The sequence below is a fragment of the Streptococcus mitis SK575 genome, from assembly GCF_000257865.1.
Lineage (GTDB): Bacteria > Bacillota > Bacilli > Lactobacillales > Streptococcaceae > Streptococcus > Streptococcus mitis_CQ.
In genome coordinates, this window is record NZ_AICU01000077.1 from 61,933 (window position 1) to 77,107 (window position 15,175).

The following is a 15,175-nucleotide window of genomic DNA, read 5'->3' on the forward strand; positions in this document are numbered from 1 at the left end:
CTCCTTTCTTACTTTACCAGTTTTCTGCAAAAAATCTCAGACAGTCTGGTAAATTCTCCGACCAAGGGATTTCACTATGGATGGCACCAGACTGAACTTTCAAAACAAGATTGCCCAAGTGTACTCCCCCTGCTATCAAATCATGGTAATAGCGAAGCGATGAGTCGATATAGGCTTGTTTGATATTGCCAGCCATCAAGGTCTTGTCTGTATCATCTGCTTCTTCTGTTCCAACATAGATAAAGATACGCTGGTCAGGCGATAGTTGCTGACGCTCGATATAGCGGTTAAAGGCTTCTTGGTGGAGCCAGTTGGCAGATGAAAAGACGCCCAAGCAACCAATTTGGTCTTGGTATTCCAAACCGATAAACTGGGTAATATTGCCTCCTAGTGAGGAACCAATCATAGCTGTATGCTGGCGGTCTGCTTTTGTACGATAAGTTTCATCGATAAAAGGCTTGACCACCTCCATGACAAACTCAGAATATTCCACACCCTTACCGCCAAACTGCTGCCCTGGGATAGGAGATTCTTGGAACTTCCAAGCCGCATACTCATTCATCCGCCCCATACCATCATTGTCAATGGCTACGACAATCATGCGACTGATATCAGGATTACGCTTAATAGCTGGTATAATCTTCCATGAATGACCAATGAAAGACTCCTTGCTATAAAAAACATTTTGCCCGTCATGAAAGTAAACAACAGGATAGGAACGATTCGTGTCTTTCTCATAATCTTTAGGCAGAAGAACACGTACACGGCGCTCCTTACCTGTATAAGGAACCTTGAGTTTGTGTTCTTTCATTTTTAGATAAAAGTAGGATTGATTCATTGTCAGAAAACTCTCTATATTCAAAATTTTATTTTATTATATCACAATTATAGAAAAAAAGTTAGTTTTGCTTCCATTTTTGGAATTAAAAACTAACTTTTTCATTTAATTTTCTAAATTCTTTTGGATTTTCTGATTATAGTAGACTATCAATCAAGTCATCGACTTCATCTTTTTCAGCTTGAGGTGTAATCTCAGTAATCATAATTCCAGCCACTGCTCGCTCAACTAAGCCTTCAACATCCATACGTGCTTCATACTGCTCTGCATTCTTAATCTTAGGATTAGTCTTTGGGCGATCTGGTGCAAAAATCGTACAACAGTCTTCAAACGGTTGGATTGAAATGTCAAAGGTATCGATTTCCTGGGCGATGTCAATGATTTCCAACTTGTCCATGGTAACCACAGGACGAATGATGGGAGTGTTGGTCACAGCGTTAATAGCCTGCATACTTTCAAGAGTTTGACTGGCTACTTGACCAAGACTTTCCCCATTGATGATAACTAAACCATTTCGTACCTCACGAATACGGTCAGTAATCCGCATCATAAAGCGACGAGTCAAGGTCATGAGATAGGCTTCTGGCGCCTTGGCCTTGATTTCCTCTTGAATCTCTGTAAAGGGAACTTCGATAAACTGGATATTTCCACCAAACTTGGTTAATTTCCGGGTCAAATCTTGGGCTTTTTTAAGAGCACCAGGACTCGTGTAAGGTGGGCTGGCAAAATGAACTGCCTCAATATCTACCCCACGCTTAAGCGCTAGATAACCAGCTACAGGTGAATCAATCCCTCCCGACAACATAAGCATCCCTTTACCTGAAGTTCCAACTGGCAAACCACCGGCCCCACGAATAGTTTCATAAGAAAGGTAGGCTGCCTCTTCTCGAATCTCCACTTGGAGATTGATATCAGGATTTTTCATTTGAGCTTGCACATTTGGAATGGCTTCAAAAACAGCTCCTCCAAGCGTTTGGTTGAGTTCACGACTATCAAGTTCAAAGGTGTGGTCGCTACGCTTGCTAGAGATTTTAAAGGTCATGCCTTCCTTGTAGATGTCCTGCATAATCTCTTGAACAGAAGACTTCAGAACTTCTACAGACTTTTCAACCTTATAAACAGGAGAAAAATTTTGAATTCCAAAAACTTGTTTGAGTGATTCTGCTACTGCTGTGTAATCTGCTCCGTTGAGATAAGCATGGGCACGGTCGCGATCCGCCGTTACCTTAACTTGGGGATAGATTGACAAAACGTCTGAAATATTTTTGCGAAGTTTATTGATGAAACGCATACGGTTTTTACCCTTGGTTGACAGCTCTCCGTAGCGAATCATAATTTCTGAATACTGCATGAATGCTCCTATCTTACTTTTCTAGTTTGGTTGTAAATTAATTTTAACTTGGTCAAAAACTGCTCGACCTGACTCATATCATTTTCAAGGTCTAGGCTTAAACGCACGGCTGACTGGGCCTTATCCTTGTCCACTCCCATGGCAATCAAGGTACCTGCAGGTTTCCCAGCCTTGGACGAACAAGCAGAGGTCGTTGAGATGAAAATATCATAGTCTTCAAAGGCGTGAACGATGACTTCACCACGAACACCCTTGATTCCAAAAGTCAGGATATGAGGGGCAAAGTCTTCCTCATCTGAAAATATAAATATATCTGGATAATCTAAAAGTGCTTGACGAATCACTGCCTTCATCTGTCCTGTCTTACTACTAAAGATATCTAGCTTTTCCATAGACAAACGGAGGGCCTTGGCTGTCGCTGCAATCCCTGCAACATTTTCAGTTGTCGAACGATAGTCGCGCTCCTGACCACCACCTGTTAAAAGAGGTGTAATCTTCTTGCCAGACTTGATATAGACAAATCCAACCCCTCGAACTCCGTGAAACTTGTGACTAGAGAAAGTTGCAAAATCCACTCGTTCTGTCAAATATTTTTCAGTAGGAATCTTGGCAAGTGCCTGAACCGCATCAACGTGGAAGGAAATAGTCGGCTTGTCTGCTAACAGTTCTGAAATAGCCTCAATGGGCTGAACAGAGCCGATTTCATTGTTAACTGCCATGATGGAAACGAGGGTCGTATCTGGTCGTATCATATCTGCTAGCGCCTCAACATCTACAAATCCTTTCTCATCTACTGGAGCAAAATCCACTTCAAAACCTTGAGATTTCAACCAAAGAGCTGATTCCTTGACTGCTGGATGTTCAATGGCTGATACGATGATGTGCTTGCCAAACTGGGCTTTTTCAAAGGCCACACCCTTGATAACCCAGTTATCACCTTCTGTTCCACCAGATGTAAAGAAGATTTCATCACTTTTCTTACCGATTAAATCTGCAATCTGTTGACGGGAAGCATCTAAAATTCGTGTTGCCTGGTCTCCCAAACGATGGAGACTAGATGGATTTCCTAAAATTTTTGAAGCGACCTGCATATAAGTTTCAAGTGCTTCAGGATAGGGCTTGGTCGTCGCCGAATTATCAAAGTAAATCATGTTTTCTCACGCTTTCTAAAATCACTTCTTCTATTGTATCATGAAACGGAGCCTGCGACAAGAAAGGGCAATTCCTCTTTTTTTAAGATTTTTTTAAAGAATTGCGGTATAATAAATTTTAATTAAAGGAGAGAATGTATGTCTAATTATCGTAGAACTTCAAAACCAAAAACAGAACACATCAAAAAAGGCTTCACGGTCTTTCAAAAAACCGTTGCTACTATCGGTAGTATCCTTGGCTTGATTACTGCGACTATCACGATTATGAACGCCTTGGATAATAACAAAAATACTAAAAAAGAACCTACGACAAGCCAGACGACAACCATTGTCAAAGAAATCCAAAAGGAAGCCCCTAAGGAAAACACCAGTCCCAATAAGGAAAATAATACTAGTCAAGAAAAAGCACAACAAGAAGAAACGCCAAAATCTAGCGTCAAGGAAGATAAAAAAGAAGAGCAGAAAACAGCAACTCAGGATTCTTCTACTCCTACTCCAAGTAAACCTGCCACTGCTAGTGAAAAACAGTCCAATAATACTCCAACTTCAGAAAATAAAAGCAATCCTCAGTAAGCACATGATCTAAGAAAAAATCAACTCAAAAATAAAACTGCGCAGTAACTTCTGTCTTGACCACAATCAAGCTAAAGAGAGACTGTGTTTTTGTATAATTGATGTTTTAGATGCTAGATTCTTGACCAATTTTGTGAGATTCATACTCATAAAGATGAATCCTAGCGATGTTATGACAGTTTATTTATTTCTAACATAAACTCTGCACATGCCAAAAATACTCTCTCATCTGCCCCAAAAGGGAAAACATCCATTTTCTGTTTGACATAAATTCAAAAGCCTTCTTCACGCAGAAGTTAGTAACCCTTTTACATCTGACATAAATAACCTAGTTCAACCACTTCATAGGCATTACTTCCTGTTTTATTCTTATTTCATACTCTTCGAAAATCTCTTCAAACCACGTCAGCATCACCTTACCGTAGATATGGTTACTGACTTCGTCAGTTTTATCTGCAACCTCAAAGTTGTACTTTGAGCAACCTGCGGCTAGCTTCCTAGTTTGCTCTTTGATTTTCATTGGGTATCAATTATAAACCATGGCATAATAAAACGAGCATATCCAACTGATACATCGCTCGTTTTTTTGATATTTTAGAGGTGATTTTTTGCTCAACCTCTTTTTTTACTAAAAATTAAAGAACTCCATCGCCTGTTTAAACAGTAAATCCGTGTACTCTGGGTCTTCTTGGGCAATGGTAACCTGCTCTTGAATCATTTCCAAGTCATCTGTTATCATGCCATCAGCTCCTAACTGAACAGATTTATCAAAGGACTCTGAACTATTGATGGTCCACACGTACAATTTCTGATCGGTATTCCAAAGCTTGTTGACAAAATTTTCATCTAAAGTTGAATACTCCATGGTGTAACCTGTGGCTTTTGTTCTTGGAAAAATACTATTATAAGGCAGGATGAAATAGACGGGAATTTGAGTATCGTAGGCTAAAACCTGATCAATCACATGGTAGTCTAAAGATTGCATTTGGTGACCATTCTGCTTAAGAACCGTGCCATATTTTTCCATAAAGCGTTTCATCATATCTGGGCTATCTTTTCGACTGGTTTTAATCTCAATAAGAAGTTTCTGATGCAATTCATTGGCTTTATTGAGATAGTCATCAAAACTAGACACCTTGCTATGATAACCATTTTCTGAAATATCAAGTTTGGTTAATTCTTTCAAAGTTAGATCCTGAGGATTGGCATTAACACCTGTCAAATTTTTGATATTGGCATCATGCATCATGACAAACTGGCCATCTTTTGTTTCCTGAACATCTGTCTCAACGAAATCTGGAGATAACTGAGCGGTTTTTTCTAGTGATTGGACGGTATTTTGAACACCATTTTTATCTGAAACACCGCGATGAGAGATAATTAAAGGTTTATGTGAAACTGGAGCTTCTAAATAAACATAACCCTCAAGAGCGAAAAAGATACAAGCACAGCCCATCACTCCCCATCTCATCCAGTGGTCTTTCTTTCTCCTTGGTGTGATTTCTAGTTCTTCTCCCGTTAAGAAGGAAACAAACTTAATGAGAAAGTAAGTCAAGGCCATATAGTGGAAATTCTTAATCAAGACAAAATTAATGATTCCTAATACAAGAGATTCCTTATGGGTCAGACCATCCATCAGTACCTGACTTGCTAAGATTGGAATGAGGAGAAGAATGAAAAATAGATACGTTTTGACGATAATCCAGAGCAAGTTCCAAATATAAAACCAAGATTGCCTTTTCGTCTTCTCTAGACTGTATCTGACTGCTTCTTTGACTGTTTTTTTCTCAAATAAAAGCTGGGGTAGGGCAAACATCAAACGTATTGAAATGTAAAACAGCAACAAGGCTAGAACAGTGATTACCAAACCGACCAACCAGTACTTATCTTCTACATAGGCTACTATGAATTCCGGAATGACAATTTTATTAAGGTAATAAATCTTTAAAATCTTTCGAATCAATGGAAAGAGCATCATGACATAAAAGAAGATAAAGGCCATTTTGGAAATCGTCACTTGCCTCATAAACAAGAAACTTTGGCGAAAGACCTTGCGACTGTACTCCAGCAAGGTTCTCTTTTCATGATAGAGGAGGTGTCGAGCTCCGATAAAGAGAAGTCCTATCTGGTAATAGGCAATCAGTAAATTAGCAATTACCAAAACAAATAAAGCAAGACTAACAAAAGGAGAACCCTTTATAATAGCAAAAATATTGTTGTAGGAAAGAAAGAGATAACCTGTCTGACGGAGTAAAAGTCCAGCAATCCAAGAATTAAGTGGTAACCAGACAAACTCAATCATCAGGAATATCAAGAAAAAGAGAAAGAGAATTTTATCTAGATTAAAGTAGATTTTCCTAAAACCTAGATTTTTAGGTTTTTCAGGTTTCATAGGCACTCCTAGTCAAATAATTGAGACAAGTCCAAGCCACCAAAAGGATTGTTTGATAGGCTACTTTCTGTCTCTAACAATTCTCTAGCTTGATCCGACTCTAGAAAGGACTCGTAAACACGCGCCGTCATTCGAGCATCCTCCAAGCTATTATGGGACTGTCCTTGAAATCCGAGAAATGAGGCAACGGTCTGCAATTTGAGATTGGCAATACCATGTAAATCCGAACTCCGACGTTCAAATGCTTCATCATACAAATCCACCTTATATTGCAGGCTGTAGTCTAAACTATGCTCTGCTAGAATAGGCAAATCACTTTTAGCAGCATTGTAACCTACCATTGGCAAAGAACCCACAAACTCTTGGAATGCTTTTATAACTTCCTCTACTGGTGGAGCATCTTTTAAGGTTTCAGCTGTAATTCCAGTCAATCCATTGATAAAACTTTTTAGAGGCACACTAGTATGGACATAGGAATCATAGGCATCGATTTCCTGACCATCTTTAAAACGCACTGCCGATACTTGAATCAAGTGTGTTTGTCCTTCATGCTGATTAAATTCTAAATCAAAAGCAATGTAATCTTCTAATCGTTCCATTCTTTACCTCTCCTATACTGTTATTTTAATTGAGCAACTATACTATTTAGAAACAAAAGAAGCCATCAGGTTAGCATGTAACCTAAACAGCTCCTTGATTATCCTCCAAATAAACGAGCAAAAAAGCCTTTCTTAGTGGATTGGACTTCTTCTTTTGCTTGGTCCAGCTCTAGCTTAAGATTTTCTTGATCCTTCATGGCTTGAAGGGTCAATTGTTGCTGCTGATCCAGTTGTTTGTCTTTCTCAGCAATCTGACGGTCTTTGATACGCATCTGCTCGTCTTTTTCTGATAACTGACGATCCTTGGCCTTTAATTGTTCATAGAGACGCAGAATTTCTGCATTCTTCTCATCAACTAGAATCTCCATCAGTTCACGTTGCTTGACATCTTCACTGACAGGCTCATCTTCAAAAATCGTTTTTTTATAGATTTCTTCTAGCTTAATCAAGCCACTTCTGGTAACGACTGTTACCCCTTTGTCATTTTTATCTGTGTCTTCTTCTGGTAATTCTTTGACACGGTTATTGATTGCTTGACGAGATAATCCTAAAACCTCTGCAATCTCACTGACGGTCATTTCAATACTCATAATATCCTCTGAAACGTTTTCTAGCTTTTCTTTACTTAAATCTTATCATAAGCTAGAAAAACTGTCAAATTTTCGCTTAATCTAAGGCCTTCAAAAAGGTTAATAAGACTTGGGCAGAGCGACGTCCAGCTTCGATAATAAACTCATCAAAAGAGATGTTTGCTTCATGGTTGGCATTGTCACTCATAGCTCGGATAACTAAGACTGGAAGATTAAGAGCATGCGCTGCCTGAGCAATAGCTGCCCCCTCCATCTCAACGGCTAAAACTTCTGGAAAATGGGACTTAATCGCTTCTATCTTGTCATTTCCTGCGACAAAACTATCTCCTGTAGCAATCAAACCAAGATGCCAGTTCTGGTCCAATTGAGATAAACTCTCTTGGATTTGAGCAACAAAGGTTTTATCTGATTCGAAATAAAGCGGTTGTTGCGCCATTTGCCCATAGGCATAACCAAAAGCTGTGACATCCACGTCATGATAGGCTAATTTGTCAGCAATCACAACATCCCCAACAGCGATACCTTCTGCGACGGCCCCAGCTGATCCTGTGTTAATAAAAGCATCCACTTGGAAATGATCAGCCAAAATCGCCACACTCATAGCAGACATGACCTTACCAATTCCACTTTCTACAAGAACGACTTCATGAGAGGCAATGCTTCCTATGTGATAGGTATTCCCCAAAACAACTTGCTCTTGGGCATTGTCTAAATGCTGGACCAGATAAGCCAGTTCTTCTGGCATAGCCGCAATAATTCCTATTTTCATTTCAATTCCTTTTCTATTACAAAAGTTTCATTGCTAAGACAAGCAAAATTAAGAGAAAGATGACTGCAAATAAGATTTTATTCAGTTTAGAATTGAAAACATTTCTCTTGGTATTTTCAATGCGACGGCTTTTATGAATAGACGGTTCGACCTGAATCTTCAAGGTTTCCTGGCTAAAACCATGTTCCTTAGGATTGGCATAACCAAAACGGGAAGAAGAGGTTGGTAAAATCTTGGTCTCCTCATCATCTAGCAAAGGGGGACCTGAAATTTTTTCGCCTCTATTAGCTCTTTCAATCATTTCATCCGTTAATAAAGGTTTACCCATACTGACCTCCTCTATTTTTTGTGCAATTCCCAATACTGTATAGCCATAATTGTCTTGGCATCACAAATATGACCTGATTGGATCAATTCCTTAGTTTCTTCTAAGCTCACTTCAAGAACTTCCAAGGTCTCATCTTCATCCTGTGGACGCGGATTTTTCACCTTTGTCAAGTCGCTCGCTAGGTATAGTTTTAACTTTTCATTACAAAAGCCAATGGCTGAGTAAAAGTCGTACAAGAGTTCTAATTTCCCTGTATAGGCTGTTTCTTCCTCTAATTCACGCAGAGCTGCTGCAACAGGGTCTGTATTTTCTCCTACTTCCAGTTTTCCAGCTGGAATTTCGTAAGAGACAGCCTCAATAGCTTTACGGTACTGCTTGACCAAGATGAGTTTTTGCTCATCGGTTACGGCTAAAACACAGACAGCTCCATTGTGGAAAATCAAATCACGTTGGGCAGTTCCCTTGCCTTCTGGTAATTCAACCTGATCTTGGACCAGTTTAAAAATTGGTCCTTGATAGATTTCTTTTCGACTAAGCGTTTTTTCTTCAAATTCCATGACAGACTCCTACTGATTATTAGGATGATGAGGAAGGCGTGTCGCATATTCATCTTTGTTGACCTGACGACCACGACCAATCGCAATCGCATCCGCTGGCACGTCTTTGGTAATAGTTGAACCAGCACCAACGAGAGAATTGTCACCTAACTCAACTGGCGCAATAATGGTTGAATTTGAACCAACAAAGACATTGTTGCCAATGACTGTCTTGTATTTGTTTTTGCCATCATAGTTGACTGTAATAGTTCCTGCACCGAAATTAACCTTGCTACCCACTTCACAGTTCCCGATATAAGTCAAATGACCAGCCTTGGTATTCTCTCCGATAGAAGAGCCTTTCACCTCAACAAAGTTTCCAATATGGACTTGGGCAGCTAGACTTGAACCTGGACGAATGTGGGCATAAGGGCCGACTGTCACGCCGTCAGCAACAGTACTTTCTTCAATCATAGAGTTAGTAATAACAGCTCCTGCTCCGATAGTGCTGTCCACTACATACGTTCCATTTGTCAAAACAGTCTCAGCACCAATTTTCGTTTGCCCTTTCAAGGTAACGTTAGCTTCGATTTGAACTTCGGGCGCAATCTCAACGTCAATATCAATATAAGTTGCTTCTGAATTGACAAAGCTAACACCATTGACCATGTGTTGATGATTGATGCGACGACGCATAACTGACTCAGCTGTCGCAAGTGCCACACGGTCATTTACCCCAAGACTTTCATCAAAATCTTTCAAAGTATAAGCACCAACTTTTTCACCAGCTTCACGGAAAATGCCAATGACATCTGTAATATAGTATTCACCTTGAGCATTGTTGGTATTGATATTTTTCAAAGCCTCAAACAAACGCTCGTTGTCAAAAACATATGTTCCAGTGTTGATTTCCTTGATTTGCTTTTCAAAATCTGTAGCATCCTTCTGCTCAACAATGCGAAGAACCTCAGCATTCTCATTACGAACAATTCGTCCATAGCCAAAAGGATTATCTGTTTCAGCAGTCAAGATAGTGGCCACATTTTTATGATTGATGTGGAAATCAATCAAGTTTTTCAAGCTTTCACCTGTGATTAAAGGAGTATCCCCTGCAATGACCAAGGTGTGACCTGACAAACCTTCTAGGATAGGCTCTGTCATCATAACTGCATGGCCAGTCCCTAACTGTTCAGCTTGAGTCACAAATTCTGTCTGTCCAGCCAAGACCTGCTCAACCAATTCTGCCTTGTGTCCTACAACTGTTACTGTCTTTTCAGGTTGGATAGCTCCCACACTACGGAAAACATGTTCCAGCATAGAAATACCCGCAACCTTGTGCAACACTTTTGGCAAATCAGATTTCATGCGAGTCCCTTTACCCGCTGCTAAAATAATGGCATAATTTGACATAATCTTCTCTTTTCTCTAGAAATTCCCTTTTATTATACCATATTTCAAATCATTCCGCTCCCTTGAATGAAAAAATACTCCAAAGTCCTTTCCTTAACCCATTTTTTGAGTATTTTTTTTTGATTTTTTTTCATTTTTAAGGTAAAATTATGAGATATGAGAAAGAAAATTAATCCGCTTATTTTATTTGGTTTTTTGGGGATTATGATTTTCATTTTAATCCTGAATCGCCCTCGTTTTGAGGACCATCCTGTAAAAACAAAGTCAAATATAGCGCAAGTAGAAACACAAGCGCTACACAATATAGATAAACCAGTAATTGATGTTTCTGGTTGGCAGCGTCCTGAGGAAATTAATTATGATACTCTGTCCCAAAACATTTCTGGAGCTATTGTTCGCGTCCATAGTGGCGCTCAAACGTCCAAAGAGAACGATGCTGCCTTTGTTAATGGGGTAGATAAAGCCTTTAAAACCCATATCACGGAGTTTCAAAAACGAAATGTCCCAGTTGGTGTCTATGCTTATTTAGCTGGAAAAAGTGTCCAAGAAATGGAAAAGGCTGCTGAAGTTTTTTATAACGCCTCTTCACCATACAGCCCTAGTTATTATTGGCTAGACGTAGAAGAAAAAACCATGTCCAATATGAACGAGGGTGTTGAAGCCTTTCGAGCAAAGCTAGAATCACTTGGTGCAAAAAATATCGGCATCTACGTTGGGGTCTACTTCATGGAAGAACACAGTATTGATACAGACAAGTTTACCTCTGTTTGGATTCCTTCATACGGTTCAAATACTGGATTTTTCGAAAGCAAACCTAATACGGACTTAGATTACGACATCCACCAGTACACTTCTAAAGGAAAAATTGCTGGCTTTGACCACGATTTAGATATCAACGTCATTTCTTCCTTAAAAAACAAAGAAGAAACCTTTAGAAAACTCTTTTTAAAACCTTAAAAGCATTTGTTTAGCATTTGCTTTTTCTTTTTGTGTTTGATTGTGATACAATATAGTAAGGATTTTTTGAAATAGAAATAGTTGGAGGAAAAATATGCTCTCATGGTTAGCACGCCTTATTAAAGGGATTGTAATTGCTCTTGGATTTATCCTACCGGGAATTTCCGGAGGGGTTCTAGCAGCAATCTTAGGAATTTACGAACGGATGATTGGCTTTCTGGCCCACCCCTTTAAGGACTTTAAAGAAAATGTTTTGTACTTTATTCCAGTTGCCATCGGTATGCTTCTGGGAATTGGCTTATTTTCTTACCCGATTGGATACTTGCTTGAAAATTATCAGGTCTTTGTCTTATGGAGCTTTGCGGGTGCCATTATTGGTACAGTTCCTAGTCTCCTCAAGGAATCAACTCGAGAATCTGACCGAGACAAGATTGATTTAGCTTGGTTCTGGACAACCTTTATCATTTCTGGACTAGGTCTCTATGCCTTAAATTTTGTTGTTGGAACCTTAAGTGCCAGCTTTCTTAATTTCGTCTTAGCAGGTGCACTGCTGGCTCTTGGCGTATTGGTGCCTGGTCTCAGTCCATCAAATCTACTTTTGATTTTGGGCCTCTATGCTCCTATGTTGACTGGTTTTAAAACCTTTGATCTCTTGGGAACCTTCTTCCCGATTGGAATCGGGGCAGGTGGAACTCTCATTATTTTTTCAAAATTGATGGATTATGCCTTAAACAACTATCACTCACGCGTCTATCATTTCATCATCGGAATCGTCTTATCAAGCACCCTTTTGATCTTGATTCCAAATGCAGGAAACGCTGAGAGTATCCAATACACAGGCCTTTCACTTGTTGGGTATGTCATCATCGCCTTCTTCTTTGCACTGGGAATCTGGCTTGGTATTTGGATGAGCCAATTGGAGGATAAGTATAAATAATGGCAAAAAAAGTTAAAGTCAAAAAAACATTAGTAGAACAAATCCTGTCTAAAGCAGGTATCCAACATCAGGGGATTCAAATCAATGCCCTGGAAGGAGAGCTTCCTCAAGGTTATGAACGAGATCAGATTTTCAAAACCTTGGCTCTTTTGGGAGATAAAACAGGACCGATTATCGGAATTGTCCCTATCACTCAACACTTGTCTGAAAAGAAACTAGCCAAAATTTCTGGCAATAAAAAAGTGAGCATGATTCCACAAAAGGACTTGGAAAAAACAACTGGCTACATTCATGGAGCCAATAATCCTGTCGGCATTCGTCAGAAACACAATTACCCCATTTTTATCGATAAGATCGCCCTAGACTTGGATCAAATGATTGTCTCTGCTGGTGAAGTTGGTCACAGCATTATCGTCGCACCACAAGACTTGGCTAGCTTTGTAAAGGCTGACTTTGCAGATATTTTGGAGGACAGCAAGTAATGAAACTCTACTTTGTCCGCCACGGTCGTACCGTCTGGAACCAAGAAGGACGCTTTCAAGGTGCTAGTGGTGATTCTCCCCTTCTTCCTGAATCCATTGACACCCTAAAACGACTTGGCCAGTATCTCAAGGATATTCCTTTTGATCAGATTTATTCAAGTGATTTACCCCGAGCGGTTAAATCTGCGAAGATTATCCAAAGTCAACTCCAGACACCCTGTCCTTTAGAAAGTGTTCCTAACCTCCGTGAATGGCAGCTGGGGAAATTAGAAGGTTTGAAAATCGCAACTTTGGAAGCTATTTACCCGCAACAAATCCAGGCTTTCCGTTCAAATCTTGCTAAGTTTGACACTCAAATGTTCGGAGCCGAATCCCTCTATAGCACAACCCAACGGACCATCCAATTTATCAAATCACTTAAAGATAGTCCGGTTGAACGTATTCTAATTGTCGGCCACGGCGCTAATCTTACTGCCAGTCTTCGTACTCTTCTAGGTTATAAAGAGCCTCTTCTTCGTAAAGATGGTGGTCTAGCAAATGCCAGCCTGACAATTTTAGAAACCCATGATTTTGAAACATTCACTCTTGATACGTGGAATGATACTTCCTATCAATAACAGAACTTGATTTTATCGTCAAGTTCTTTTTAGTTTTGAAAGATTATCCGTGAATTTCTTGGTTATTTATGATAAAATGGGAGTATCGCAAAAAATGACTCATCGTATTCAATTTTGAGTAAAACTAGGAGGATCCCATGTCAACAGAACATATGGAAGAACTAAATGACCAGCAGATCGTTCGCCGTGAAAAAATGGCTGCGCTCCGTGAACAAGGAATCGATCCCTTTGGAAAACGCTTTGAACGTACTGCAAATTCACAAGAATTAAAAGATAAATATGCTGACCTCGATAAAGAACAATTACATGATAAAAACGAAACAGCTACTATCGCAGGACGCTTGGTAACCAAACGTGGTAAAGGTAAAGTTGGATTTGCCCACCTTCAAGACCGCGAAGGTCAAATCCAAATCTACGTTCGTAAAGATGCTGTCGGCGAAGAAAACTACGAAATCTTCAAAAAAGCAGACCTTGGTGACTTCCTTGGTGTCGAAGGCGAAGTGATGCGTACAGATATGGGAGAACTCTCTATCAAGGCTACTCACATCACACACTTGTCTAAGGCTCTTCGTCCTTTACCAGAGAAATTCCATGGTTTGACAGACGTTGAAACAATTTACCGTAAACGTTACCTTGACTTGATTTCTAACCGTGAGAGCTTCGAACGCTTTGTCACTCGTTCAAAAATCATCTCTGAAATTCGTCGTTACCTTGACCAAAAAGGATTCCTTGAAGTGGAGACACCTGTTCTTCACAACGAAGCTGGTGGTGCTGCTGCCCGTCCATTTATCACTCACCACAATGCCCAAAACATTGACATGGTCCTTCGTATCGCAACTGAGCTTCACTTAAAACGCCTTATCGTCGGTGGTATGGAACGCGTCTATGAAATTGGCCGTATCTTCCGTAACGAAGGAATGGACGCTACTCATAACCCTGAGTTCACTTCTATCGAAGTTTACCAAGCTTATGCAGACTTCCAAGATATCATGGACTTGACTGAAGGCATTATCCAACACGCTGCTAAATCAGTTAAAGGTGATGGTCCAGTCAACTATCAAGGTACTGAAATCAAGATTAACGAACCATTTAAACGTGTTCACATGGTGGATGCTATTAAAGAAATTACTGGTGTCGATTTCTGGCAAGATATGACTTTCGAGGAAGCCAAAGCTATTGCTGCTGAGAAGAAAGTTCCAGTTGAGAAACACTACACTGAAGTTGGTCACATTATCAATGCCTTCTTTGAAGAGTTTGTTGAAGAAACCTTGATCCAACCAACCTTTGTCTATGGACATCCAGTAGCTGTATCTCCACTCGCTAAGAAGAATCCTGAAGACCAACGCTTTACTGACCGTTTCGAGCTCTTCATCATGACTAAGGAGTACGGTAATGCCTTTACTGAGCTCAACGATCCAATCGACCAACTTAGTCGCTTTGAAGCCCAAGCTAAAGCTAAAGAACTTGGTGACGATGAAGCAACAGGTATCGATTATGACTACATCGAGGCTCTTGAATACGGTATGCCACCAACAGGTGGTTTGGGAATCGGTATCGACCGTCTCTGCATGCTTCTCACTGATACAACTACTATCCGTGATGTATTGCTCTTCCCAACAATGAAATAATACTCTTCGAAAATCTC

At 39.9% G+C, this 15,175-nt stretch carries 16 protein-coding genes and 1 pseudogene; 6 read left to right on the plus strand and 11 right to left on the minus strand.

All coding sequences use genetic code 11. The features are described from left to right. Positions 1 to 13: 13 nt before the first annotated feature. The 3 genes from HMPREF1048_RS09965 to HMPREF1048_RS09975 all read right to left on the minus strand — a co-directional run bounded on the left by HMPREF1048_RS09965 (position 14) and on the right by HMPREF1048_RS09975 (position 3,340). Positions 14 to 838 (minus strand): alpha/beta hydrolase, encoded by an 825-nt coding sequence (locus HMPREF1048_RS09965; RefSeq protein WP_001076727.1) that lies wholly within the window; start codon positions 836 to 838, stop codon positions 14 to 16. 136 nt (positions 839 to 974) lie between these two features. Further along, positions 975 to 2,189 carry a tRNA uracil 4-sulfurtransferase ThiI gene (gene thiI, locus HMPREF1048_RS09970; RefSeq protein WP_001200051.1) on the minus strand — a complete coding sequence of 405 codons (1,215 nt, stop codon included), beginning with the start codon at positions 2,187 to 2,189 and terminating at the stop codon, positions 975 to 977. Positions 2,190 to 2,197: 8 nt separating this feature from the next. Continuing rightward, on the minus strand, positions 2,198 to 3,340 hold the full coding sequence (locus HMPREF1048_RS09975) for a cysteine desulfurase family protein (RefSeq protein WP_000638910.1): 1,143 nt from the start codon (positions 3,338 to 3,340) through the stop codon (positions 2,198 to 2,200). A gap of 138 nt (positions 3,341 to 3,478) precedes the next feature. Here HMPREF1048_RS09975 and HMPREF1048_RS09980 point away from each other — a divergent pair, with 138 nt between their 5' ends. After that, on the plus strand, positions 3,479 to 3,913 hold the full coding sequence (locus HMPREF1048_RS09980; RefSeq protein ID WP_000073953.1) for a DUF6556 family protein: 435 nt from the start codon (positions 3,479 to 3,481) through the stop codon (positions 3,911 to 3,913). Positions 3,914 to 3,938: 25 nt separating this feature from the next. Here the strand turns inward: HMPREF1048_RS09980 and HMPREF1048_RS13505 are convergent. The 8 genes and pseudogenes from HMPREF1048_RS13505 to glmU all read right to left on the minus strand — a co-directional run. Further along, a pseudogene (locus HMPREF1048_RS13505) lies at positions 3,939 to 4,185 on the minus strand (IS5/IS1182 family transposase); the annotation flags it as partial. Between the two features lie 356 nt (positions 4,186 to 4,541). Further along, positions 4,542 to 6,305: a glycerophosphoryl diester phosphodiesterase membrane domain-containing protein gene (locus HMPREF1048_RS09990; RefSeq protein WP_000801743.1), complete on the minus strand. Its 1,764-nt coding sequence runs from the start codon at positions 6,303 to 6,305 to the stop codon at positions 4,542 to 4,544. An 8-nt stretch (positions 6,306 to 6,313) separates the two neighbouring features. Further along, a complete protein-coding gene (locus HMPREF1048_RS09995) occupies positions 6,314 to 6,904 on the minus strand; it encodes a 3'-5' exonuclease (protein ID WP_000440238.1) in 591 nt (196 codons plus the stop codon). Between the two features lie 98 nt (positions 6,905 to 7,002). Continuing rightward, on the minus strand, positions 7,003 to 7,494 hold the full coding sequence (gene rocS / locus HMPREF1048_RS10000) for a chromosome segregation protein RocS (RefSeq protein ID WP_000021242.1): 492 nt from the start codon (positions 7,492 to 7,494) through the stop codon (positions 7,003 to 7,005). A gap of 76 nt (positions 7,495 to 7,570) precedes the next feature. Further along, entirely contained in the window at positions 7,571 to 8,263 is a 693-nt protein-coding gene (locus tag HMPREF1048_RS10005; RefSeq protein WP_000689767.1) for a 5'-methylthioadenosine/adenosylhomocysteine nucleosidase, read from the minus strand. Between the two features lie 16 nt (positions 8,264 to 8,279). Beyond that, complete coding sequence (gene macP / locus HMPREF1048_RS10010) at positions 8,280 to 8,591, minus strand: cell wall synthase accessory phosphoprotein MacP (protein WP_000517862.1); 312 nt, start codon at positions 8,589 to 8,591, stop codon at positions 8,280 to 8,282. 11 nt (positions 8,592 to 8,602) lie between these two features. Continuing rightward, positions 8,603 to 9,148, minus strand: coding sequence for an NUDIX hydrolase (locus HMPREF1048_RS10015; RefSeq protein ID WP_000393818.1), 546 nt, complete (start codon positions 9,146 to 9,148; stop codon positions 8,603 to 8,605). A 9-nt stretch (positions 9,149 to 9,157) separates the two neighbouring features. Further along, the gene (gene glmU / locus HMPREF1048_RS10020; RefSeq protein ID WP_000073764.1) at positions 9,158 to 10,537 is read right to left on the minus strand and encodes a bifunctional UDP-N-acetylglucosamine diphosphorylase/glucosamine-1-phosphate N-acetyltransferase GlmU; all 1,380 of its coding nucleotides are present in this window, start codon (positions 10,535 to 10,537) and stop codon (positions 9,158 to 9,160) included. A gap of 156 nt (positions 10,538 to 10,693) precedes the next feature. Here glmU and HMPREF1048_RS10025 point away from each other — a divergent pair, with 156 nt between their 5' ends. From HMPREF1048_RS10025 to lysS, 5 genes are all read left to right on the plus strand, one after another. After that, positions 10,694 to 11,494: a glycoside hydrolase family 25 protein gene (locus tag HMPREF1048_RS10025; protein WP_004249114.1), complete on the plus strand. Its 801-nt coding sequence runs from the start codon at positions 10,694 to 10,696 to the stop codon at positions 11,492 to 11,494. Positions 11,495 to 11,588: 94 nt separating this feature from the next. Next, positions 11,589 to 12,431 carry a DUF368 domain-containing protein gene (locus HMPREF1048_RS10030; RefSeq protein WP_000954108.1) on the plus strand — a complete coding sequence of 281 codons (843 nt, stop codon included), beginning with the start codon at positions 11,589 to 11,591 and terminating at the stop codon, positions 12,429 to 12,431. Then, complete coding sequence (locus tag HMPREF1048_RS10035) at positions 12,431 to 12,913, plus strand: aminoacyl-tRNA deacylase (RefSeq protein WP_001085922.1); 483 nt, start codon at positions 12,431 to 12,433, stop codon at positions 12,911 to 12,913. The genes HMPREF1048_RS10030 and HMPREF1048_RS10035 overlap by 1 nt, the downstream gene beginning before the upstream one ends. Further along, positions 12,913 to 13,530: a histidine phosphatase family protein gene (locus HMPREF1048_RS10040; RefSeq protein ID WP_000780829.1), complete on the plus strand. Its 618-nt coding sequence runs from the start codon at positions 12,913 to 12,915 to the stop codon at positions 13,528 to 13,530. Before HMPREF1048_RS10035 ends, HMPREF1048_RS10040 begins: the two co-directional genes overlap by 1 nt. Positions 13,531 to 13,667: 137 nt before the next feature. Next, positions 13,668 to 15,158, plus strand: coding sequence for a lysine--tRNA ligase (gene lysS / locus HMPREF1048_RS10045; RefSeq protein ID WP_000102450.1), 1,491 nt, complete (start codon positions 13,668 to 13,670; stop codon positions 15,156 to 15,158). Positions 15,159 to 15,175: the final 17 nt, after the last annotated feature.